The sequence below is a fragment of the Pantoea eucrina genome, assembly GCF_001691555.1.
GTDB lineage: Bacteria > Pseudomonadota > Gammaproteobacteria > Enterobacterales > Enterobacteriaceae > Pantoea > Pantoea borealis.
In genome coordinates, this window is the sequence record NZ_MAYN01000004.1 from 112,248 (window position 1) to 135,428 (window position 23,181).

Sequence of the window (23,181 nt, forward strand, 5' to 3'; positions counted from 1 at the left end):
GCCAGAAAAAACAGGTGGTCCCTGATGAGTATTCGCATTATTCCGCAGAATCAGCCGGAAGCACGCGAACCGCAGACAGCGGAACAGATCCCGTCGCTGCTGTTTCCCCGGCTGAAAAATCTCTATAGCCGTCGCGCCGCACGCCTGCGCCATCTGGCGGCAAAAAATCCGCTGGGCGACTATCTGCGCTTTGCTGCGGTTATCGCTCAGGCGCAGGAGATCGTGCTGTACGACCATCCGCTGCGGCTCGATCTGCATCCGCGCCTTGCAGAAAGCGCGCAGCGGAATGAGCCGCCGCTTGATATTCGCCACTATCCACGCGATCGTCACTGGCAGCTGCTGCTGCATTCACTGATTGCGGAACTCAAGCCGGAGATGAGTGGCCAGGCGCTGGCGGTGCTGGAAAATCTGGAAAAATCGTCCGCCAGCGAGCTGGAGACACTTGCCAGCGCGCTGCTGGCGGGTGAATTTAGCCGGGTCAGCAGCGATAAATCTCCTTTCGTCTGGGCAGCGCTGTCGCTTTACTGGGCGCAGATGGCCGCCATGATACCCGGCAAGGTGCGGACGGAACAGGGCGATCACCGGCAGTTCTGCCCGGTCTGCGGCAGCGTTCCGGTCACCGGCCTGGTGCATATGGATATGGCGCAGGAAGGCGTGCGCTACCTGCACTGTAACCTGTGCGAAAGTGAGTGGCACGTCGCCAGTGACCGCTGCTGCAACTGCGAGCAGACGCGCGATCTGCACCTCTGGTCGCTCGATAATCATCAGGCTGCCGTGAATGCAGAAAGCTGCGGCGACTGCGGCACCTATATGAAGCTGCTCTGCCAGGCGAGAGATCCGGCGGTTGAGCCTGTTGCCGATGACCTTGCGTCGCTGGTGCTGGATGCGCGCATGGAGCAGGAAGGCTTTGCCCGCAGCAGCCTGAACCCATTTATGCTCCCTGGCGAGTAGCTGGCCGGGCGCAACCGTTACGTACCGCGTTTTACACGGAGGCTTTGATGAAACTGATAGGCAGCTATACCAGCCCGTTCGTGCGCAAAATTTCAGTGATTCTGCTGGAAAAAGGCATTGTGTTTGAGTTTATCAACCACACGCCGTGGGCTGAAGACAGTCAGGTGCCGCACTACAATCCGCTGGGAAAGGTGCCAGCCCTGATAGATGAGCGCGGATTAACCTGGTACGACTCTTCTGTCATTGCTCAGGTTATTGAACTGCGTAATGACGCGCCAGCGCTGCTGCCTGATGACGCGCTGCGCGCGCTGCAGATACGTCAGCTGGCAAAGCTGGCTGATGGCATTAACGACGCGGCTGTGACCATTGTCCGGGAGCAAATGCGGCCCGGCACGCAGCAGTCTGAAGAGGTGCTGCTGCGCAACCGCGAAAAAATTCAGCGCGGCCTGGATGCGCTGGAGGCCGCTGCGGCACAGGCGGAGCTGCTCAATACCGGCACCCTGAATCTGGCGGATATCGCGACCGGCTGCATGATTGGCTATCTGAATTTCCGCCGCGTCCTGCCTAACTGGTGTGTAAACCGTCCGGCGCTGGTCAGGCTGGCGGAAACCCTGTTTCAGCGTGAGAGCTTTGCGCGTACCGTGCCGCCGGCAGGTTAACGGCAATAAAAAAGGGACGATTGCTCGTCCCTTTCGCTACCGCAGCCTGCTGCTGCTTACTGCAGCAGGGAAATGTCTGCCACCTGCAGGAACAGCTGACGCAGCTGTGCCAGCAGCGTCAGACGGTTCACGCGCACGGCATCATCTTCTGCGTTAACCATAACGTTATCGAAGAAGTTATCCACCGCCTCACGCAGCTGTGCCAGCTCCACCAGCGCATCCTGATAGCGGCCCTCTGCAAAATAAGGCTGCAGCTTGTCGCCCAGCGCGGTGACAAAGGTCGCCAGCTGGATCTCAGCGTTCTCTTTCAGCAATGACGCCTGCACGCTGTCGTTCAGCAGATCGCTGGCTTTCGCCAGAATGTTTGATACGCGCTTGTTAGCCGCCGCCAGTGCTGCCGAGGCCTCCAGCGTGCGGAAGTGCGATACCGCTTTCATGCGCGCATCGAAATCTGCCGGGCGGGTCGGACGACGTGCCAGCACCGCCTGAATGGTATCGACGCTGTGGCCCTCTTCCTGATACCAGGTACGGAAACGGCCCAGCATGAAGTCGATCACCTCATCAACCACTTTCGCATTGCTCAGTTTACTGCCATAGAGACGCACGGCTTCTTCGGTCAGGCTCTGCAGATCAAGCGGCAGATTCTTCTCGACGATAATACGCAGCACGCCTAACGCGGCGCGGCGCAGCGCAAAGGGGTCTTTGTCGCCTTTCGGATGCTGACCGATACCAAAAATGCCCGCCAGCGTATCCATTTTGTCTGCAATCGCGACGGCACAGGCCACCGGGTTAGAGGGCAGTGCATCCCCGGCAAAGCGCGGCTGATACTGCTCATTGAGCGCTACCGCCACATCCTCCGCTTCTCCGTCATGACGGGCGTAGTGCATACCCATGACGCCCTGGGTGTCGGTAAATTCAAACACCATGTTGGTCATCAGGTCGCACTTGGAGAGCAGGCCGGCGCGGGTTGCGTGATCCACATCTGCACCAATCTGCGCGGCAATCCAGCCTGCCAGCGCCTGAATGCGGTCGGTCTTATCACGCAGCGTGCCCAGCTCTTTCTGGAACAGCACCGTCTCCAGACGCGGCAGGTTATCTTCCAGACGCTTTTTGCGATCGCTGTTGAAGAAGAACTCCGCGTCCGCCAGACGGGGACGCACAACTTTTTCATTACCGGCCACGATCTGCTGCGGATCGCCTGACTCAATGTTGGTCACGAAGATGAAGTTCGGCAGCAGTTTTCCTTCCGGGCTGTAGACCGGGAAATATTTCTGATCGCCTTTCATGGTATAGACCAGCGCTTCCGCCGGCACTGCCAGGAACTTCTCTTCAAACGTTGCGGTCAGCACCACCGGCCATTCCACCAGCGAAGCCACCTCTTCCAGCAGGCTGTCGCTGAGATCGGCGATGCCGCCCAGCTGCTGTGCGGCCGCTTCCGCATCCGCCTTGATTTTCGCTTTACGTTCAGCGTAATCAGCCATCACCTTGCCGCGCGCCAGCAGCTGCTGCGGATAGTGATCGGCGTGCTCCAGCGTAAATTCTGGCTCACCCATAAAGCGGTGACCGCGAACGGTGCGCGCTGACTGCACGCCCAGAATAGTCGCCGGGATCAGTTCCTCTCCGAGCAGCAGCGTCACGGTATGCACCGGGCGCACAAACTGGACGTCACTGGCGCCCCAGCGCATCAGTTTAGGGATCGGCAGCTTGCTCAGTGCGGTCGTGACCATTGCCGGCAGCAGCGCGCTGGCCTGCTCACCCTTCACCGCAGCGCGATGCACCAGCCATTCGCCTTTGTCAGTGCTCAGGCGTTCAGCCTGATCAACAGTAATGCCGTTGCCGCGTGCCCAGCCTTCTGCTGCTTTCGTCGGATTACCTGCAGCGTCAAACGCCGCTGCGACAGCGGGGCCGCGCTTTTCAATCTCACGATCGGGCTGTGCCGCCGCCAGTGCCGCCACTTTCAGCGCCAGACGGCGCGGGGCAGCAAACCAGCTGACTTCGCCGTGCGTCAGGCCAGCGCTGTCCAGCTCGGCAGTAAAGTGTGCTGCAAAGGCTTCTGCCAGGCTGCGCAGGGCTTTCGGAGGCAACTCTTCGGTGCCAATTTCCACCAGGAAAGTTTTATCGGTCATGGCTGCCTCTTACTTATTACGGTTGCACATCGGGAAACCCAGCGCCTCGCGTGACGCATAGTAGGCTTCCGCCACAGCTTTCGTCAGGGTGCGAATACGCAGAATATAGCGCTGGCGTTCAGTAACGGAGATCGCCTTGCGCGCGTCGAGCAGGTTAAAGCTGTGTGCCGCTTTCAGAATACGCTCGTAGGCTGGCAGCGGCAGCGGCTTCTCCAGCGCCAGCAGCTGCTGCGCCTCTTTTTCATACTGCTCAAAGCAGCTGAACAGGAAACTGACGTCGGCATACTCGAAGTTATAGGTCGACTGCTCCACCTCGTTCTGGTGAAACACATCGCCGTAGGTGGTCTTGCCAAAGGCACCGTCGCTCCAGGTGAGATCGTAGACGCTGTCCACGCCCTGGATATACATTGCCAGACGCTCCAGGCCATAGGTGATCTCACCCGTGACCGGCTTGCACTCCAGGCCACCAACCTGCTGGAAGTAAGTAAACTGCGTCACTTCCATGCCGTTGAGCCACACTTCCCAGCCGAGGCCCCAGGCACCCAGCGTCGGGTTCTCCCAGTTATCTTCAACGAAACGAATATCGTGGACAGTGGGATCGATACCCAGCTCTTTCAGCGATCCGAGGTAGAGCTCCTGAAGATTGTCCGGGTTAGGCTTAATCACCACCTGGAACTGATAGTAGTGCTGCAGGCGATTAGGGTTTTCACCATAGCGTCCGTCGGTCGGACGACGTGAAGGCTGCACGTAGGCGCTGGCCATCGGCTCCGGGCCGATAGCGCGCAGGCAGGTCATGGGGTGTGAGGTGCCGGCGCCCACTTCCATGTCCAGCGGCTGGACAATGGTGCAGCCCTGGCGCGCCCAGTAATCCTGCAAGGTCAGGATCAGGCCCTGAAAGGTCTTGGTATCAAACTTTTGCATGTTGAATTCGCACGGGATACGGGTGAATTAAAAAGAGTTCGACAGTATACCCTTTGACCGGGCAATGTGCAGCCGGAAATCCTGAGGCTGTGCGGGTCGCGCGCGCGCTGGCCGCACAGAGGGCTCTGAATTACGGCGTCAGATATTGTTGAGTGGCGGTACAGCGGCTACCCTTCCACGCACCATCTGTACGCGAGGATCCCATGCCGCAAAAAATTAGCTGGATCGACAACTTACGCGCGGTCGCCTGCCTGATGGTGATCGTGATCCATACCACGACCTGGTATATCACCGGGCCGATGGCGGTCACCGGCATCACCTGGGATGTGACCAACCTGATGAACGCTGCCTCACGCGTCTGCGTGCCGCTGTTCTTTATGATTTCAGGCTACCTGTTTTTTGGCGAGCGCAGCGCGCAGACGCGGCACCTGATACGCATTGTGCTTTGCCTGCTGTTCTACAGCGCGGTTGCGCTGGCGTATATCACCTGGCTGACGCCGATCAGTGAAGGCCGTTCCATTATGAAGCTGCTGCAGAAGCCGGTGTTCTATCATCTGTGGTTCTTCTTTGCGATTATCGGCATCTACCTGCTTTCGCCGCTGATACAGGTCAAAACGGTACAGAAACGCTACGTGGCGCTGCTGGTGGTGGTGCTGGCAGTGGTGGCCAACCCGAATACGGTCAGTCAGTCAGTGGGATCCTTTCGCTGGCTGCCGGTCAATCTCTATGTCAGTGGCGACAGCTTCTATTACCTGTTGTACGCCCTGCTCGGACGCGCTATCGGCTGTATGGAAACAGGCGGCCGGCGGATCAGCTGGCTGGCGGGTAGCGTGTTTATCGCCTGCGTGCTGGGCATCGCACTGGGAACAAAACAGCTGCTGAAAATCAACGGCGCCTTTAACGACACCTGGTATCTTTACTGCGGGCCGCTGGTCTTTATCGCGGCCATCAGCCTGCTGGTCCTGTTTAAAAACAGCCTGAACCAGCGGCCGCTGCCGCTGCTGGCAACCATTTCACGCTATTCGCTGCCGGTATATGGCTTTCACGCGCTATTTATTCACTATCTGCGCACTCACCATTATGACGATATGTCACGACCCTGGCTCGACCTGCCGTGGGTCTTTGGCGTGACGCTGCTGGGAAGTCTGCTGCTGGCGATGCTGCTGAAACGTATCGATACGCGACAGCTGGTCAGCTGAAAGCGCTGACCGGTAGGCCAGGCGCGCGCATGCCCGCTTTTACCGGTCAGCCAGGTGGCTCTGCCAGTCATGAAACAGCGTCAGCCAGTTTCGTACCGGCAGCTTCAGTTTTTGTCCGGTGCCAAAACCGTGCCCGCCCTGCTGGAACAGATGCAGTTCTGTTTTCACTTTGTGCTCGCGCAGCGCCGCAAACATCAGCAGCGTATTCTGCGGTGAAGCCGTGCCGTCATTCAGCGCCTGGACGAGAAACGTTGGCGGCGTATGCGCACTGACGCGCGCTTCCTGCGACTGCTGCATGATGGTTTGCGGGCTGATGGTTTTGCCATACATCGCGGCACGCGTGCCCGGATGCGTTACGCCATCCTTAAGGGAGAGTACCGGGTAAATAAGCGCGGTGAAATCAGGACGTGCTGAAACGCTGTCCTGCGCATCCTGTGCCGGATAGTTATCACCATCAGGATCGTTACTGAGATTCGCGGCCAGATAAGCCCCCGCTGAGAAACCCATTACGCCAATACGGTCAGCAGCAATATGGTAGTGCGGGGCGCTGGCCCGGATAAGCCGCAGTGCCCGCTGCGCATCGGCAAAAGCCGCCAGGCGATGCTGTGCAGTTCCGTCGTGTGGCATGCGATACAGAAGAACAAATGACGAATAACCCTGACGGCTTAATACTGTGGCGATATTAAGGCCCTCAAGATCTTTCATAATATAAGAAAACCCCCCACCGGGAATGATAAGCACGGCTGTGTGATTATTTTTTCCCGCTGGCGGCACATAAATCATTTCCGGCGAATTAACCTGTGTGACGGCTCGATTATTATCAGCAGGATTTTTACTGAAATTAATAAATTTATTTTGCGTCATGTTTTCGCCTGGCCAGATAGGAATTTCCTTAGCGGCAAAGGCCAGTGGAAGATAAAGCAGTAAAAACGCGCTTATCAGGCGAAAAAAAATCATTCTTCTGGCTCCATATTATTAATAAAAACAATCACAAACCTGCCCTGCGCTCTGCCTTTTCTTTACGACTGAGGCTCGGCAACTCTCTGAAAAGGAAAAATATCAGCGGCAGAATTTGAAAATAGCAGAAAGCGGATGAATAATAATCCCGGCAGTAATCTGATAAAATACCGGGCCAGGAAAAATTAGACTTTTCTCATGTTTACCAAAACATAGCCCTATGTTATAAGTGCATTTTAAACTATAAGAATCTGTGACCATGGGAATTTACTGGATCATAAGTCTTAGCCTGACTTTCGTCGCTATTGTCGAAATCATGTTAAGTAAAAATGAAAACACAGCACATATCAGGACGTGGCTTTATTTTATTGCTGTTGTAGTACTTTTTACTTTTGGCGGCATCCGTGGCCTGGGAACCGGCCTTGATGACTTCCAGTATCGCGACTTCTATGCACAGTTTCTCGATAAAATTATTATCGAGGGATTCTGGCGCGCCGTGGTCGAGTTTCGCTATGAGCCTGCTATTTATGCGATTGCTGGTGCAACGCGCGTTTTTACGGCCAATGCTGACATCTTTATCTTTGTTATCGCCTTCATCGCGGTATGCGTTAACGCGCACTATTTCCGCAAGCTGACGCCGCTGCCGCTGGTCGCGCTGGCCGTCTACTCGGCGCACCTGTTTATCAACAAAGACATGAACCAGATCCGCTTTGGTCTCTGCTCGGCGTTTCTGCTCGGCTTTATCTGGCATATGTCGCGTCGCAGTAAATCGGGTATGGTGACCACGTTTCTGCTGTCGTTTTTCTGCCACGCAACGGCTGTTGTCGCGCTGCTTATTCCGATGGCGATGATTATCCGCAAAAACAAATATGTGCCGATTGCGATCGTTGTTATCAGCCTGCCGCTGGCATTTATGGGAAGCTCGGCGCTGATTACCGCACTCTCCAGCCATCTGGGTTCACTCGGCGACAGGGCCATGGGCTATGCCGATGCGGAGTCGCGCCAGGAGCAGGGTATTCTGACGCTCTCTAACCTGAAGAACATTGGTTTTGTCTTTATCTTCAGCTATATGCTGCTGAGCGATAAGATCAGAAACGCCGATCCGGCAAAATTTAACACTTACTATATTCTGGCGATTACGTTCGCCATCGGCAGTGGCCTGCGTATGGCGCTGCAGGACTATGCTTCTGGCGGCCGCCTGGCAAACTACCTGCTGCAGGTTGAGCCCGTGCTGATCTCGCTCTGCATCTGGGAAACCAAAAAGCTGCGAAAGGTGATTGCCGTAGCGATAACCGTGCTGATGGTGCTCTACTACCTCTACTACAACACCATGGCCAGTAAGCAATCGATCGTCGGCTATGAGGTCTCACGCAGCTTCCAGCTGTTCCGTTAATCGTTAAAAACGCTAACCCACCGGTTAGCGTTTTTAATTTATCCCCTTTCCTTTCCGCTCTACCAGGGAAATTCTGAATATCATGCCGGCCTTATACATCACTTGATTTTTCTATCATTTAAAACTCTAATAGTTTACGTCTGCCACGGCAGATCCAGACGCTTTTAATCAGAACACCATCCGGTACAGGCGCTTTAATTAGTGTTACAGCGCGTTGTCATTTCATTAAAAAGAACACTGATATGAACGAAAAAAATAATTTTGATATTGTCAGGCTTTCGCTCGCCTTTATCGTTTTGCTGGTTCACTCAGCTGAAGTCACCAGGAATGCTGACATTCGTTTCCTTGCACACTATCTGAATAGCGATTTTGCTGTGAAAGGATTTTTTGCAATAAGCGGATTTCTTATTGCAAAAAGTTACTTAAGAAGCCGCTCACTGAACTCCTATTTTATTAAGCGTGCCCAGCGTATTCTGCCCGCTTATATATTTGTAATCCTGATGTGTTTTACGATTGGCCTGTGCCTGACTACGCTGCCGCTGATGGATTTCCTGAAACATCGTGAAACGATTAAGTATTTGGTGGCAAACTTTACCTTTCTGAATTTTATTCAGGCTTCGCTGCCGGGGGTGTTTACTGATAACCCGAATCAGCCGATGGATGGCTCACTCTGGACCATTAAAGCAGAACTGACGCTCTACGTGCTGTTGCCCTTTATCGTTCCGCTGATGAAGCGTAATCCGCTGAAAGTCTGGGGCGTGATCTTCCTCGTTTCCTGCGCCTGGTTCTTCTATTTTACTTCTGTCTATAGCGGTCCCAAAGCAGATACCCTGGCGAAGCAGTTTGTCGCCCTCTCCTCGTACTTCTTCTTTGGCAGCCTGCTGGCGGTACACAAGCCCGCTTTTGATCGGCTGAAGATGATTACGCTGGTATCGATGGCGGCGTGGCTGCTGTGCAAACGCAGCGAGTATGCATTTATCATTGAGCCGGTTGCGTTCTCTTCAGTGGTGATTTTCTGCTGTACCAGCCTGTGCCGTGAGATAAAAATCAGCCAGTTTGGCGATCTTTCGTATGGCATGTACCTCTATCACTGGCCAATTATTCAGGTACTGCAGCATTTTGGTGTGTTCAGCGCTAACGCCTTTGCCGGCCTGCTGCTGACCATCGTCATGACTCTGGCACTGGCGTGGACCTCATGGACCCTGCTGGAAAGCCGTTTCCTGAAACGGGCGCATCATACGCCGCCTTCTATCGTGCCGCCGGCCGCTGCCCGCGACTAAATCAGCCTGCGCAGGCCACCCCCGGGTGGCCTGCATCGGTTCAGATGGTTTGTCCCCGGGTCAGCCGGAAAGCCAGCTCCACCTGCTCTGCCGCTGATGGCTGACCACTGCTCTGCTGCAATATCCTTTCCGTGGCAATTTTGCCCATCTCAAAGCGTGGCGTGATCACGCTGGCCAGCCCCGGTGTTGTGACCTGACCGATATCAAGCCCGTGAAAATCGGCTATCGCCAGCGTCTGCGGTACGGCGATGCCGGCCTGATGACACGCCTGCAGTACGCCAACGGCCAGATCGTCGTTAGTGCAGAAAATAGCGTCCATTTGCGGATAGCGCTGGCGCGCCTGCGCCATCATTTCATTACCGGCGGAAACAGAAGAGATGCGCTTTGGCACAATACGCCCCGCGGGTCGCTGCGCCTGCAGCATTGCGTCACGGTAGCCCGCGTAGCGCTGCTCGTCCCGGTGATCGGACATGGCGCCAAAATAGATAATGTGCTGCTTGCCGCTCTTCAGCAGCAGGCGGGTCATCTCAAACCCGGCGCGATAATTATCGAAGCCCACATTGATTCGCCCGGGCGCTGTGCCCAGCCCCATCACTTCAGCCACCGGCACGCTTGCGGCCTGCAGATATTTTTCAGCCCGCAGCGTATGTACCGTTCCGGTCAGTATCAGGCCTTTGACACCCAGAGCAAGCACGGTGGCAATCTGCTCCTCTTCGCGCTGTAAATCGTAGTCATAACTGACCACCAGCGTCTGATAGCCCTGCGTATGCGCCACCGACTCCACTCCCGCCAGCACATCTGCAAAAATCTGATTATAGAAAGAGGGGATCAGCACGCCGATGCGCGGTGCGCGCGGCGCAACCGGACTCTCTCTTTCTGCCTCGTACCCGATTTCAGTGATCACTGCCGCAATGCGCCCGGCGGTGGCGGGTTTCACTTTTTCCGGAGTGCGCAGAAAGCGGCTCACCGTCATTTTGGTCACGCCTGCCAGCGTGGCAATATCATCCAGCGTGATGCGCTGCGTTTTCATGATGCGTTCCGTAACAAGGGGTGGCTTAGCCTGATCTGTCAGCAATGTGGCAAAGAAGGTGGTGCACGGGGTTAATAATCTGCCTGTTCATACTGCGCAATAACAGCCAGTGCCAGCCCCTGGGCCGGCTCAAGACGCTGCGACAGAAAATGGAGGGTAGTATGCGCGTGAGTGAACGCCAGCGTACTGGCCTGCATCGTCTGCTTTACAGCATCCCTGAAAACAGATGCGCTGTTCCACGGCGCATCAATAATAATACAGGCCGGGTTGACCAGCTGCATAACCTGACTCAGCGCAAACCCCAGATGCCCGCCTGCTTCGCTCATCAGCGGATTGAAAAGTAAAGGGTCACTCTCGCCCTGCTGCCAGCGCAAACCCGGCTTGCGTTTGCTCAGCTGCTGCTGAATGGCGGGTTGGCTAATCAGGGTCTCAAGACACCCCCGGCGACCACAGCTGCAGAGCAGGCCCTCGCGCTGCACCCGCAGATGACCGATTTCTCCGGCGGTCCAGCTGCTGCCGGTAAACAGCGCGCCACGATCGATCAGCGCCCCGCCCACGCCCTCAGCGATACGCAGATAAAAATGGCTCTGCGTCTTACTGAGCTGCAGCTGCTGTACAGAGAGCAGTGCGGCAGCCTTGACGTTGTTGAGCACCTGCAGCGGCAGGCGGACGCAGCGTTGCAGCGGCGCCAGCACCGCCACGTTCTCCCAGCCCAGTGGCGCAGAGAAGTGTACAAAGCCGCGCTGTGAATCAATGATGCCCGGCAGACCAATGGCAATCCCTGTCAGCTCCGGATGCGCAGCACATAATGTCTGACACACTTCGGCCAGCTCCTGCAGCAGCCGCTCTGGTACGGCCGTTTCGGTGCGCCACGTCTGTTCCGCAATGACCTGTGAGAAATAATCGCGTACCTGCCAGTGAATCGTCTGCCGCGCCACCATGATGCCAGCGCTTTTTAGTTTTTCCGGCCGCAGGGCGATCTCTATTTTGGGCCGCCCTGCGGCCGCTACGCTGACCGGCCCCAGCTCGCGGACCAGCCCCTGCGCCAGCAGGTCATCAATAATCAGTGAAACCGTGTTTTTGCTCAGATCCAGCGCCCGGGCAATGTCCTGACGGGAGGTGACACGGGTGGAACGCAGCTGCGTCATGACCCGCTTCATATTATTCAGTCGAAGTACCGCTGGTCCTTTACCGCCTGCTTTCATGGCACCTTCACCTGACAAAGAGATACGGTTCAGTTTAGCAGCCCGGCATCACCTGGCGCGCAGGCTGCAGCGCAGTTTACGCGTTTCAGCTATCAATATTCATCACCACGCACGCGGCTGCGGTAGCTCTCCCAGTCGAAGCGTACCCACAGGCTGTTTCCCAGTCGCATCCGGTCCATTACGCGCTCGCCCAGCAGGCTGTTCATCCCTGCCGGATCGAGATTAGAGAGCATGCCGGTAGGGCGCTTTGAGGAAGAACGTCGATCAACAATCTGATTAATAATCACTTTCTCGTAGCGCGACTCGCTCTGCATGCCGATTTCATCAATCACCAGCAAATCAACCAGAGTAAGATCCTGCAGCAGCCGCTCTTCTGTGATATCACTGCCGCCGCTGAACGTGCCCTTCATGCTGGACATCAAATCGGCTACCGTCACAATCAGTACGCTCTTGCCGCGAATGATCAAATCATTCCCAATCGCCGCTGCCAGATGGTTCTTGCCGGTGCCGGGCCGGCCGGTAAAAACAAAGCTGGCAATACTGTTTTCAAATCCGGCCGCGTACTCGCGCGCCAGCATCAGCGCTTTGCGCTGCCCGTCATTCTCTACGCGATAGTTGTCAAAAGAGCAGTTCATATGCAGTTCGCGAATACCGGAGCGGCCCATGATGCGCTGCATCTTCATGGCACGGTTTTCACGCACGATTGCTTCTGAACGCAGACGGCCCTGCTCCTGATTCCACGCCAGCAGTTCAGCACCATTCTTAAACTTTGGCTGCACATCTGCCGGCATGATTTTTTTCAGGCGATTGAAAAGATTGGTCGGAGTTTTCATTACTCACCTCGGAAACCATCGGGAATATCGTAATCAGTATTGTCGATACGCGTAATATCGCGTTTTGGCTGACCACCATTGCCGGCACGGTGCATCTGTACGCTGCGTGCCAGCTTCTGCTGCCACTGCACATGATGAAACGGCCGCCCTTCTGCCTGCCAGTAAGCCACAAAGGTGGCCAGTTCCGCAGGCGTCACCGGCTCGCTGAGTGCCACACCCCATACGGCTGCCTGACGCTGAAAATCGCTGTCGGGCTGCCACCCCTGATACATGGCAAACTTACCTGCCGGGATAGCCAGCGCTGCGCTATCCGGCTGAAACAAACTGTCATCCAGCGCGACATCGCTGGGCTGCTGTGTTGCCGCCTCCAGCGCCAGCAGCGCCGCCAGGCGCTGCGGCGTAACCGCATAAAAAGCGGGCGCGTTATCCTGCAGCACGGCCAGCGTACCATTATCGGCCTGATTCAGTGCGGCAAGCGGATCGCGGCAGAAGCTGTCCAGACCGGCCAGCGTTGAAGATAAGATTTTTACGGACATGAAGAGACCTGACGTTGAGCATTCCGGGGCGCCAGATAACCCGGCGCCAGACAGACAGTGTACCTGTTTTAACACCGGGGATCGTCATAAAAGCAGGAATTAGCGCGGAGCGTAACGGGCATGGCTTAGCGCAGGCGAGACGCTATCTCGGGCCGCATCCTGCTGTGTAACACGCGTCTGCCACAGGTAGCGCAGCGATGCGATCAGGCAGAGACTGTAACCAAAGAGTTCGCAGCCCTCTTCAGCCATGTTCTTCACGACCCGGTTATACCCTTCCAGCATCAGCTGCTGCCAGAGCTGATGCATACCGAACAGCCGGGAAAACACCAGTATGGCCAGTAAGCCCGCAGCCATCATCTGCCAGCTGCGGTGCTGCAGCAGCGCAGCCAGGCCGGGCAGAATCTGCGCCGGCGTGCGCAGCGCCAGCGCCAGTGAGGCTGCGGTGGTCGCCAGCGCAAACCAGAGCCAGGCACCGTGCTGAATAAAATCAAACAGATAATCGAGCTCGCGTATCAGCATGCAACTGTAAAATCCGCCCACCAGAATCAGCGCGCTGCGCTGCTGCGGTCGCTGCGACGCGGCGCGAAAGAAAAGCGCAGCAAGCAGAGTCAGCATCACTGCCTGTGTGATTTCCGTAAACGACGTTTCGTGTAGCGCGTTGTGCATCCACGCCACATCGATGTATACCATCGACATGCAGAAAACCAGAAGCGATCCACTGATGAGAAAGGCCGCCATCTCGCGGCTAATAAGAGTAATATGTTCACGCATTATAATGTAACCAAATAAGAAAATAATTAGCGCGCTTAGTATATTTCACCTGACTCGTTGCGCTTCTCATTTGGTGCCGGTTTTCAGCCTCGCCGGTTAACGTCCGCAGCAGAACCAGGGAGCAGAACATGCAGCGATGTGGCTGGGTAACAGCAGATCCGCTTTACGTGAATTATCATGACCAGGAGTGGGGCGTGGCGCAGCGAGACAGGCGCGCCCTGTTTGAGATGATCTGCCTTGAAGGGCAGCAGGCGGGCCTCTCCTGGATCACCGTGCTGAAAAAGCGTGAAAACTACCGTCAGGCGTTTCATGATTTTGAGCCGGCAGCCGTGGCGCGGATGAACGAGAAAGATATCAACCGTCTGATGCAGGAGAGCGGGCTGATCCGCCATCGCGGTAAGCTGGAAGCGATTGTCCAGAACGCACGTGCCCTGCTGGCGCTGGAAGCAGAGGGCGAAGACTTTCCCTGCTTTATCTGGTCATTCGTGAACGATCGCCCCATTTTGCACCATTATGCTGATTACCGGCAGGCACCGGTTACTTCCGAACCGGCAATAGCGCTCTCAAAAGCCCTGAAGCAGCGCGGCTTCAAATTTATCGGCCCCACAATATGCCACGCATTTATGCAGGCCTGCGGGCTGATTAACGATCATCAGACGACCTGTTTCTGCCATCCTGATAATCTTTAACGCAAAAAGTTACATTTTCAGATTCAGCCTCACGAATTTCCCTATCTTTGAACGGCATAATAGTGGCTTTCCGGGACTGTTACCCATAAGTATATTGAGGGACTGATGATGAAAAAGCGTGCTCTGACGCTGGCCTTATTTGTAAGCGGCAGCCTTGCGCTGTCGGGTTGTACTACCAATCCTTATACCGGCGAATCGCAGGCGGGTAAATCCGGAATTGGTGCGGGTCTGGGCGCCGTCGTCGGTGCCGGAGTAGGCGTGCTCTCCTCCTCCAAAAAAGATCGTAAAAAAGGTGCGCTGATCGGCGCGGCATCTGGTGCAGCGCTGGGTGGCGGCGTGGGGTATTACATGGATGTTCAGGAAGCAAAACTGCGTGACAAAATGCGCGGTACGGGCGTCAGCGTAACCCGTCAGGGCGACAACATTGTTCTGAATATGCCAAACAATGTGACCTTTGACTCCAGCAGCGCGACGCTGAAAACGGCCGGTGCTAACACCCTGAACGGCGTGGCAATGGTGCTGAAAGAGTATCCAAAAACTGCTGTTAACGTTGTCGGCTATACCGACAGCACCGGGTCGCGCGCGCTGAATATGCGTTTGTCGCAGCAGCGTGCTGAAAGCGTGGCCAGCGCACTGGTGCTGCAGGGCGTAGCACAGAATCGTCTGCGTACGCAGGGCATGGGTCCGGATAACCCGGTTGCCAGCAACAGCACTGAAGAGGGGAAAGCGCAGAACCGCCGCGTTGAGATCACTCTCAGCCCGCTGAACTAAGTACCCAGCCGGCCTGCGCCCGCAGGCCGGCTTTCTGAATCCTTCCGGAAATAACTGGAAACCCTTCCAGAAAAGTGTGTATACTGCCTTCGCTGTCTGAATACTACACTGGATCATACCAGCGTGACGAAAACTTAACCGGTCGGATACGCCCATGTCACTCAAAGCGATCGCTACCGCTCTTGGCCTCTCTGTTACCACCGTCAGTCGCGCGTTAAACGGCTACGATGACGTGGCGGAAACAACACGACAACGCATTCAGGACGAAGCGCGCCGCCGCGGTTATCGTCCAAACATTGCGGCACGCCGCCTGAAAACCGGCCGGGCAAATGCCGTCGGGCTGGTATTACCCGTCAGCACTGCCTCGCTTAACGACAGCTACTACAGCGACATGCTGCTGACGCTGGATCGGTGTCTTGCGCGTCAGGATATCGACCTGCTGCTGCTGCCTGATAAACCGCGCGATCAGCAGCGCAATTTACTGCGCATGCTGCGCAGCGGCGCGCTTGATGCGCTGATCGTTACCCATACCACCCCGCACGATGCCCGCCTGCAGCGCCTGCAGCAGAAAGGGTTTCGCTTTCTTACCCTCGGCCGTAGTGAGCTGCCGCAGCCCTACGCCTGGTTCGATTACGATAACTATGCGGGTGCACAGCTGGCAGCACAGCACGCCCTGCAGCAGGGACTGAGCAGGCTTGCCTGGCTCGGCACCGATGAGCCGGGCACCTATATCATCGATCGCCGCCGCGGCTTTCTGGATACGCTGCAGGCTGCCGCACAGCCCGCAGAATTTGTCGCGTCACTGCCACCCACCCGCCGTGCCGGTCTGCAGCAGACGCTCGCCTGGCTACGCCATCCAGCGCCACCGCAGGCCATTATCACCGACTGCAGCACGCTCGGCGAGGGCGCTGCAATTGCGCTCCAGCAGCAGCAGCGGCTCTCCGGTACCGGCGCGATAGCGCTCTACGTATATGACGGCCTGCCCCATGACTCGATCATTGATCATCCGGTTAATGTGATTCTGCAAATCTCTCAGCAGCGTATCGGCGAATGCGTGGCAGATATGGTGCTGCAGCTGCTGGCAGACAGACCGGTTACCGAGTTACAGACGCTCTGGCAGCCGGTTTTGCGCCTGGCCGCTGACGCCTGATGATGGCGTGCCGCGCGTGCTGTGGTAGTCTTCGCCTGATTTAACTTCTCAGGGATATGCAATGAAAACCAGGCCGCCACGCGCCACAATCAGCGATGTTGCCCGCACGGCAAATACCGGTAAAACCAGTGTTTCCCGCTATCTGAACGGGGAAGAACACCTTCTCTCGCCCGATCTGAAAACCCGCATTGAACAGGCAATTGACGCGCTGAATTATCGTCCCAGCCAGATGGCGCGCGGCCTGAAACGCGGCCGCACGCGATTAATTGGCCTGATCATTGCAGATATTACCAATCCCTATTCTGTGGATGTGCTGAGCGGTATTGAAGCCGCCTGCCGCGCCCGCGGTTTTACGCTACTGATGTGTAACACCAACAATGAGGTCGATCTGGAGCAGCACTATCTGCAGCTGCTGAGCAGCTATCAGGTTGAGGGTATTGTGGTTAATGCAGTGGGTATGCATGAGGTAGTGCTCAACCGGCTGCAGCAGTCAATGCTGCCGATGGTGCTGATCGACCGTAAAATTCCTGAGTTCGCCTGCGATGTCGTCGGACTGAATAACCAGGAAGCAGCCTGCCACGCCACGCGCCATCTGCTGGATAACGGCTATAACGCACTGCTGTTTCTCAGTGAGCCGCTGGGCAGCGTCAACACCCGCCGCGAACGCCTGCGCGCCTTTTTCGCCACCGCAGGCGCTGCGCCGGACACAGTGGCGGAGAATGCGGAAGTGCCGCTGCATCAGCCTGCCCCTCTGGAGCAGGCGCTGCTGAACTTCTATCAGCAGCATGCCGGCAGACGCGTCGCCGTGATAGCCGCCAATGGGGCCCTGACGCTGCAGGTGGCCCGGGCGCTCCAGCGCCTGGAGCTGGTCTGGGGTAAAGATATCGGCCTGCTGGGGTTTGATGAACTGGAGTGGGCGGCGCTGGCCGGCGTCGGTATCACCACGCTGCGTCAGCCTACGTGGCAGATTGGCTATGCGGCGCTGGAACAGGTGATCACCCGCATTGACGGCAGCGATGCGCCCATACGGGATCAGGTTTTTTCCGGCGAGCTGATCGTTCGCGGGTCGAGCCAGCCGCTGCGCTGAGATCGGGACCTGATACTGACTTCGTGAGCAGGATCATAAATCCGCAGTCTGCGTCTTTCCTTTGGAACCGGTTCCATCTAACGTTTTCTTAACGATTGGGAGGCAGTTTGGTGCCCGGAGAGACGTAATGAGACCAGAAATTATTGTAGTGACTGCCGCCTATGGCGCGCATAAAATTGCCGAGCTTGGCGGGCAAATCCGCCTGCTGCCGCTGATCAAAGCGGCCGGCGCTGACGGCGTTGAGATCCGTCGCGAGCTGTTCAGCGACACTGAGCTGCTGCAGCTGCCGGAACTGGGCCAGACGGCGCGTGAGCAGTCGCTGCAGGTCAGCTACTCGGTACCGGAATCGCTGTGGCTGGCAGATGGTGCACTCAACCCACGCCTGGCACAGTTTTTCCATGAAGCAGAACAGCTCGGTGCGCAGCGGCTGAAGCTCGCTATCGGCCACTTTATTCAGCTGGCTGACCCGCAGCTGGTGGAAATCCTCGCGTCTACGTCTGTGACGCTGGTTATTGAGAACGATCAGACTGCTGACAGTACGCTGGCGCCGATGCTGCGCTTTTTTCACCACACCTGCGATGCCGCGCTGCCGCTGGATATGACATTTGACATGGGAAACTGGCTCTGGACGGGCGAGGATGCGCTGCAGGCCGCTCACCAGCTCAGTCGCTATGTCAGCTATGTGCACGTTAAGGCAGCGGTTGCGCATCGCGACTCGTTTCGTGCTATCGCCCTTGATGAGGCGGATGAGAGCTGGCGCACGCTGCTGCACGCCCTGCCCGCTGATGCACCGCGCGGTATTGAGTTTCCGCTGGAAGGCGGCGATCTGCTGGCGGTAACCCGCCACTATGTTGACCTGCTGCGTGCCGCGTGAGGAGCCTGCCATGACACACCATTCTCAACTTGATGTCGTTACCATTGGCGAAGCGATGGCGATGTTTATCGCGCAGCAAACCGGTGACCTGGCAGCGGCAGAGCGCTTTATCAAGCGTATTGCCGGTGCCGAACTGAACGTTGCCATTGGCCTGGCGCGGCTTGGCCTGCAGGTTGGCTGGGTCAGTCGTGTAGGTGATGACAGCTTCGGACGCTTTACGCTGCAGCAGCTGGCAAAAGAAAACGTTGATCACCGCTGTGTAACCACGGATCCCCGCTACCGTACCGGCTTTCAGCTGAAAGCACGCGTTGACGACGGCTCCGATCCGGAAGTGGAATATTTTCGCAAAGGATCGGCGGCAAGCCATCTCTCACCGGAAGATTTCAATCCGGACTATTTTGGCAGTGCGCGCCACCTCCACCTGAGCGGCGTGGCCGCTGCACTCTCTGACTCCTCGCTGGCGCTGCTGCAGTATGCAGCGCAGTCCATGCGCGCGCAGGGCAAAACCATCTCTTTCGATCCCAACCTGCGTCCGGTGCTGTGGCGCAGCGAAGCAGAGATGCGCCAGCAGCTTAATGCGCTGGCAGAGTATGCCGACTGGGTGCTGCCGGGTGAAAAAGAGGGCTATATCCTGACCGGCTATCGCCAGCCGGAAGCCATTGCTGATTTCTACCTCGATAAAGGCGTGAAAGCCGTGGTGATCAAAACCGGCTGCGACGGCGCCTGGTATAAAACGGCACAGGGCGAAAAAGGCGTGGTCGCCCCGGTGCTGGTCGACAACGTGGTGGATACCGTAGGCGCAGGCGACGGGTTTGCCGTAGGCCTGATCAGCGCCCTGCTGGAAGGTAAAACACTGCCGCAGGCGATTCTGCGCGGCAACAAAATCGGATCGCTCGCTATTCAGGTGGCGGGCGACAGCGAAGGTTTACCCACCCGCGCGGCGCTGGGTGATTACTGATCTACTGCGCCGGCACAATACTACTTACCCTACAACACTATTATTCTGAGGCGCATCCACGGAATGTGCCCGCCTCAACCAGAGGAGTCACGCATGAAATCGCAGACAATCGCGCCAAAACGCTGGTGGTATATCATGCCCATCGTGTTTATCACCTACAGTCTGGCGTATCTGGACCGGGCGAACTTCAGCTTCGCCTCTGCCGCCGGCATCAATGACGATCTCGGCATTACCAAAGGCATGTCATCGCTGCTGGGCGCGCTGTTTTTTCTCGGCTACTTTTTCTTTCAGATCCCTGGTGCTATCTATGCCGAGCGTCGCAGCGTAAAAAAACTGATTTTCTGGTGCCTGATCCTGTGGGGCGGCTGCGCTTCGCTGACCGGTATCGTCAGTAACATTCCGATGCTGGCGGCGATCCGCTTTATCCTCGGCGTGGTAGAAGCGGCCGTCATGCCCGCGATGCTGATCTATATCAGTAACTGGTTTACTAAATCGGAGCGCTCGCGCGCCAATACCTTTCTGATCCTCGGCAACCCGGTCACCGTACTGTGGATGTCAGTGGTATCCGGCTATCTGATTAATGCCTTTGGCTGGCGTGAGATGTTTATCATCGAAGGTTTTCCGGCGGTGATCTGGGCCATCGCCTGGTGGTTCCTGGTGCAGGACAAACCGGCGCAGGCAAAATGGATGAGCGATGAGGAAAAAGCCGCGCTGCAGGCGCAGCTGCAGAAAGAGCAGGAAAATATCAAAGCGGTGCGCAACTACAGTGAAGCGTTTCGCAATCGCAATGTGATCATTCTTTGCATGCAATATTTTGCCTGGAGTATTGGCGTATACGGCTTTGTGCTGTGGCTGCCTTCCATTCTGCGCAACGGCACGCAGATGGGTATGGTGGAAGCGGGCTGGCTCTCAGCGGTGCCTTATCTGGTCGCCACTATCGCCATGGTGGTGGTGTCGTGGGCGTCAGATAAAACGCAAAACCGTAAACTGTTTGTCTGGCCGCTGCTGCTGATTGGTGCCCTGGCGTTCCTCGGCTCTTATCTGGTAGGTCCGGGCAATTTCTGGCTCTCCTATGCGCTGCTGGTGATTGCCGGCGGAGCCATGTATGCCCCTTACGGTCCTTTCTTTGCCATCATTCCGGAAATGCTGCCACGCAACGTTTCAGGTGGTGCTATGGCGCTGATTAACAGCATGGGCGCACTGGGTTCCTTTATCGGTTCATGGATTGTCGGCTATCTTAATGGAGCAACCGGCAGCCCGGCCGCGTCTTATATCTTCATGGGTTCAGCCCTGCTGGTTTCGGTCTGGCTGACGCTGATCGTCAAGCCTGCCGCAAACAAAACGCCGCCAATTCCCGGGGCGAAGCACGCCTGAAAGCGTAAGAAATGACTTCTCCGGGCGGCACCTGCCGCCCGTCACCTATTTCTACAGGAAGCTATTCATGAAACCTGCTGTGATCCTTTACAAAAGCCTGCCTGACGATCTGCGCCGCCAGCTCGACACCCATTTTCGCGTCACTGAAGTAAAAGATGTCACACCAGAAACGGTGCATCAGCATGCAGACGCCTTTGCACAGGCAGAAGGCATTATCGGTTCCGGTGGCAAGGTCGATGACACGCTGCTGTCGCATATGCCGACGCTGCGCGCCTGCTCCACGGTCTCTGTCGGCTACGACAACTTTAACGTTGATGCGCTGAATCAGCGCAAGGTGCTGCTGATGCACACCCCGACGGTACTGACCGAAACCGTAGCTGATACCATGATGGCACTGGTACTGAGCACCGCACGCCGCGTGGCCGAGCTGGATAAATGGGTCAAGGAAGGGAACTGGAAAAAGAGCATCGGTCCGGATCTGTTTGGCACCGACGTTCACCATAAAACCATGGGAATTCTGGGCATGGGCCGTATTGGTCTGGCGCTGGCGCAGCGCGCCCATTTTGGTTTTGGCATGAATATTCTCTATAACGCCCGCCGTCAGCATGAAGAAGCGGAGAGCCGTTTTCAGGCGCGCGCCTGCGATCTGGAGACGCTGCTGAAAGAGAGTGATTTCGTCTGTATCAGTCTGCCGCTGACCGAACAGACACACCACATGATTGGTGCTGCGCAGCTGCAGCTGATGAAACCCGGCGCGATTCTGATCAACGCGGGTCGCGGCCCGGTCGTAGATGAGCAGGCGCTGACGGCCGCGCTGAAAGCGGGCACCCTGCTGGCGGCCGGACTGGACGTTTTTGAGGTGGAACCCGTTCCCGCTGAGGCGGAGATCCTTACCCTGCCGAACGTGGTGACGCTGCCGCATATTGGTTCCGCCACGCATGAGACGCGCTACGGCATGGCCCGTGATGCGGTTGAAAACCTGATCGCCGCCCTGACCGGTACACCGGATAAAAACTGCGTTAACCCGCAGGTTCTGCGCTGATGCGACCGCTTTAGCCATTGCGCCCGCCTGCGGCGGGCGTTATGGTGGTTTTCTCCATTCTCTTTCACAAAATTTTTACTTCCTATGTCCTTTTCTCAGTTCGGCGACAAATTTACGCAACCCACCGGTATCTCCCGTCTGATGGAAGATATGGGAGAGGGGCTGCGCACTCCCGGCACCATCATGCTGGGCGGCGGTAACCCGGCACAGATCCCGGCGATGAATGACTATTTTGATCAGCTGCTGCTGCAGATGCATAAAGATGGCACGCTGAGCGAGGCGCTGTGCAACTATGACGGCCCGCGCGGCAAGGCGCAGCTGCTGGCATCGCTTGCCACCCTGCTGCGCGAGCAGTTCGGCTGGCCCATCACGGCGCAAAATATTGCGCTCACCAACGGCAGCCAGAGTGCGTTTTTCTACCTGTTTAATCTGTTTGCCGGACACCGCGCCGACGGCAGTAAAAAGCGCGTGCTGTTTCCGCTGGCGCCGGAATATCTTGGTTACGCCGACGCCGGTCTCGAGGAGGGATTGTTTGTTTCAGCGAAGCCCACCATCGAGCTACTGCCAGAGGGACAGTTTAAATATCATGTCGATTTCGATCATCTGCCGCTGAATGAGGATATCGGGCTGATTTGCGTCTCGCGCCCTACTAATCCGACCGGCAACGTGATCACTGATGATGAGCTGTTGCAGCTGGATGCGCTGGCACAGCAGCACGGTGTGCCGCTGTTGATCGATAACGCCTACGGCGTGCCCTTCCCCGGTATTATCTTTAGCGAAGCGCGCCCGCTGTGGAATCCCAATACTATCCTCTGCATGAGCCTTTCCAAGCTCGGCCTGCCTGGCGCACGCTGCGGGATCATTATTGCTGATGAAAGCACCATTGGTGCGCTGGGCAATATGAACGGCATCATCAGTCTGGCCCCCGGCAGCATTGGTCCGGCGCTGGCAAACGAAATGATTGTCCGCGGCGATCTGCTGCGCCTGTCTGATGAGGTTATCCGCCCGTTTTATCAGGCTAAAGTGGCGGAGACGCTGGCGATCCTGCGCCGCTATCTGCCCGAAGATCGCTGCCTGATCCACAAGCCAGAGGGGGCCATTTTCCTCTGGCTCTGGTTTCGCGATCTGCCTATCACCACTGAAGTGCTCTACCAGCGTCTTAAGGCGCGCGGTGTGCTGATGGTGCCAGGCCACTTTTTCTTTCCGGGACTGGAGCAGGCGTGGCCGCATACGCATCAGTGCATGCGCATGAACTATGTGCCGGAAGCGGCAAAGATTGAGCGTGCAGTACAGATTCTGGCGGAGGAGCTGGAGCGCGCACTCCGCGAGGCCGAAAGCGTTACGCTACCCTCAGACGGGAACCGGGTTTAAGCAC

Annotated in this window: 22 protein-coding genes; 14 read left to right on the forward strand and 8 right to left on the reverse strand. The window is 56.7% G+C overall.

Features of this window, described 5'->3' with window-relative positions; translation table 11 throughout:
• Positions 1 to 24 precede the first annotated feature (24 nt).
• Together fdhE and BBA90_RS02960 are read left to right on the forward strand one after the other, a co-directional pair.
• Complete coding sequence (gene fdhE, locus BBA90_RS02955) at positions 25 to 951, forward strand: formate dehydrogenase accessory protein FdhE (RefSeq protein WP_065647851.1); 927 nt, start codon at positions 25 to 27, stop codon at positions 949 to 951.
• A gap of 47 nt (positions 952 to 998) precedes the next feature.
• Positions 999 to 1,610: a glutathione S-transferase gene (locus BBA90_RS02960; protein ID WP_065647852.1), complete on the forward strand. Its 612-nt coding sequence runs from the start codon at positions 999 to 1,001 to the stop codon at positions 1,608 to 1,610.
• Positions 1,611 to 1,666: 56 nt separating this feature from the next.
• Here BBA90_RS02960 and glyS read toward each other — a convergent pair whose 3' ends face one another.
• On the reverse strand, positions 1,667 to 3,736 hold the full coding sequence (glyS, locus tag BBA90_RS02965; protein ID WP_065647853.1) for a glycine--tRNA ligase subunit beta: 2,070 nt from the start codon (positions 3,734 to 3,736) through the stop codon (positions 1,667 to 1,669).
• A gap of 9 nt (positions 3,737 to 3,745) precedes the next feature.
• Positions 3,746 to 4,657: a glycine--tRNA ligase subunit alpha gene (glyQ, locus tag BBA90_RS02970; RefSeq protein WP_065647854.1), complete on the reverse strand. Its 912-nt coding sequence runs from the start codon at positions 4,655 to 4,657 to the stop codon at positions 3,746 to 3,748.
• 203 nt (positions 4,658 to 4,860) lie between these two features.
• Here glyQ and BBA90_RS02975 point away from each other — a divergent pair, with 203 nt between their 5' ends.
• Positions 4,861 to 5,856, forward strand: a complete 996-nt coding sequence (locus tag BBA90_RS02975; protein ID WP_065647855.1) for an acyltransferase — start codon at positions 4,861 to 4,863, stop codon at positions 5,854 to 5,856.
• Positions 5,857 to 5,895: 39 nt separating this feature from the next.
• Here the strand turns inward: BBA90_RS02975 and BBA90_RS02980 are convergent, their stop codons facing one another.
• Positions 5,896 to 6,813, reverse strand: a complete 918-nt coding sequence (locus BBA90_RS02980) for an alpha/beta hydrolase (protein WP_065647856.1) — start codon at positions 6,811 to 6,813, stop codon at positions 5,896 to 5,898.
• 316 nt (positions 6,814 to 7,129) lie between these two features.
• Here BBA90_RS02980 and BBA90_RS02985 point away from each other — a divergent pair, with 316 nt between their 5' ends.
• Positions 7,130 to 8,206, forward strand: coding sequence for an EpsG family protein (locus BBA90_RS02985; protein ID WP_240484877.1), 1,077 nt, complete (start codon positions 7,130 to 7,132; stop codon positions 8,204 to 8,206).
• Positions 8,207 to 8,448: 242 nt separating this feature from the next.
• A complete protein-coding gene (locus tag BBA90_RS02990) occupies positions 8,449 to 9,486 on the forward strand; it encodes an acyltransferase family protein (protein WP_065647858.1) in 1,038 nt (345 codons plus the stop codon).
• A 40-nt stretch (positions 9,487 to 9,526) separates the two neighbouring features.
• Here the strand turns inward: BBA90_RS02990 and BBA90_RS02995 are convergent, their stop codons facing one another.
• The 5 genes from BBA90_RS02995 to BBA90_RS03015 form a co-directional block, all read right to left on the reverse strand.
• Positions 9,527 to 10,516, reverse strand: a complete 990-nt coding sequence (locus BBA90_RS02995) for a LacI family DNA-binding transcriptional regulator (RefSeq protein ID WP_065647859.1) — start codon at positions 10,514 to 10,516, stop codon at positions 9,527 to 9,529.
• A gap of 71 nt (positions 10,517 to 10,587) precedes the next feature.
• Complete coding sequence (locus BBA90_RS03000; RefSeq protein ID WP_065647860.1) at positions 10,588 to 11,721, reverse strand: ROK family transcriptional regulator; 1,134 nt, start codon at positions 11,719 to 11,721, stop codon at positions 10,588 to 10,590.
• Between the two features lie 92 nt (positions 11,722 to 11,813).
• The gene (gene dnaC / locus BBA90_RS03005; RefSeq protein WP_065647861.1) at positions 11,814 to 12,554 is read right to left on the reverse strand and encodes a DNA replication protein DnaC; all 741 of its coding nucleotides are present in this window, start codon (positions 12,552 to 12,554) and stop codon (positions 11,814 to 11,816) included.
• Complete coding sequence (gene dnaT / locus BBA90_RS03010; RefSeq protein WP_065647862.1) at positions 12,554 to 13,090, reverse strand: primosomal protein DnaT; 537 nt, start codon at positions 13,088 to 13,090, stop codon at positions 12,554 to 12,556. Before dnaT ends, dnaC begins: the two co-directional genes overlap by 1 nt.
• Before the next feature lie 99 nt (positions 13,091 to 13,189).
• On the reverse strand, positions 13,190 to 13,861 hold the full coding sequence (locus BBA90_RS03015) for a hypothetical protein (RefSeq protein ID WP_065647863.1): 672 nt from the start codon (positions 13,859 to 13,861) through the stop codon (positions 13,190 to 13,192).
• Positions 13,862 to 13,989: 128 nt separating this feature from the next.
• Between BBA90_RS03015 and BBA90_RS03020 the strand changes: the two genes are divergently transcribed.
• The 9 genes from BBA90_RS03020 (at position 13,990) to BBA90_RS03060 (ending at position 23,177) form a co-directional block, all read left to right on the forward strand.
• The gene (locus tag BBA90_RS03020) at positions 13,990 to 14,550 is read left to right on the forward strand and encodes a DNA-3-methyladenine glycosylase I (RefSeq protein ID WP_065647864.1); all 561 of its coding nucleotides are present in this window, start codon (positions 13,990 to 13,992) and stop codon (positions 14,548 to 14,550) included.
• A gap of 108 nt (positions 14,551 to 14,658) precedes the next feature.
• The gene (locus tag BBA90_RS03025; RefSeq protein WP_065647925.1) at positions 14,659 to 15,321 is read left to right on the forward strand and encodes an OmpA family lipoprotein; all 663 of its coding nucleotides are present in this window, start codon (positions 14,659 to 14,661) and stop codon (positions 15,319 to 15,321) included.
• 154 nt (positions 15,322 to 15,475) lie between these two features.
• Complete coding sequence (locus BBA90_RS03030) at positions 15,476 to 16,471, forward strand: LacI family DNA-binding transcriptional regulator (protein WP_065647865.1); 996 nt, start codon at positions 15,476 to 15,478, stop codon at positions 16,469 to 16,471.
• A 61-nt stretch (positions 16,472 to 16,532) separates the two neighbouring features.
• Positions 16,533 to 17,558, forward strand: coding sequence for a LacI family DNA-binding transcriptional regulator (locus BBA90_RS03035; protein WP_065647866.1), 1,026 nt, complete (start codon positions 16,533 to 16,535; stop codon positions 17,556 to 17,558).
• A 127-nt stretch (positions 17,559 to 17,685) separates the two neighbouring features.
• Positions 17,686 to 18,432, forward strand: a complete 747-nt coding sequence (locus BBA90_RS03040; RefSeq protein ID WP_065647867.1) for a sugar phosphate isomerase/epimerase family protein — start codon at positions 17,686 to 17,688, stop codon at positions 18,430 to 18,432.
• Positions 18,433 to 18,442: 10 nt separating this feature from the next.
• Entirely contained in the window at positions 18,443 to 19,390 is a 948-nt protein-coding gene (locus tag BBA90_RS03045) for a sugar kinase (protein ID WP_065647868.1), read from the forward strand.
• Between the two features lie 93 nt (positions 19,391 to 19,483).
• On the forward strand, positions 19,484 to 20,764 hold the full coding sequence (locus BBA90_RS03050) for an MFS transporter (RefSeq protein ID WP_065647869.1): 1,281 nt from the start codon (positions 19,484 to 19,486) through the stop codon (positions 20,762 to 20,764).
• Between the two features lie 67 nt (positions 20,765 to 20,831).
• Positions 20,832 to 21,806, forward strand: coding sequence for a glyoxylate/hydroxypyruvate reductase GhrB (gene ghrB / locus BBA90_RS03055; protein ID WP_065647870.1), 975 nt, complete (start codon positions 20,832 to 20,834; stop codon positions 21,804 to 21,806).
• A gap of 84 nt (positions 21,807 to 21,890) precedes the next feature.
• Positions 21,891 to 23,177 carry a valine--pyruvate transaminase gene (locus tag BBA90_RS03060; RefSeq protein WP_065647871.1) on the forward strand — a complete coding sequence of 429 codons (1,287 nt, stop codon included), beginning with the start codon at positions 21,891 to 21,893 and terminating at the stop codon, positions 23,175 to 23,177.
• The last annotated feature ends 4 nt before the right edge of the window (positions 23,178 to 23,181 follow it).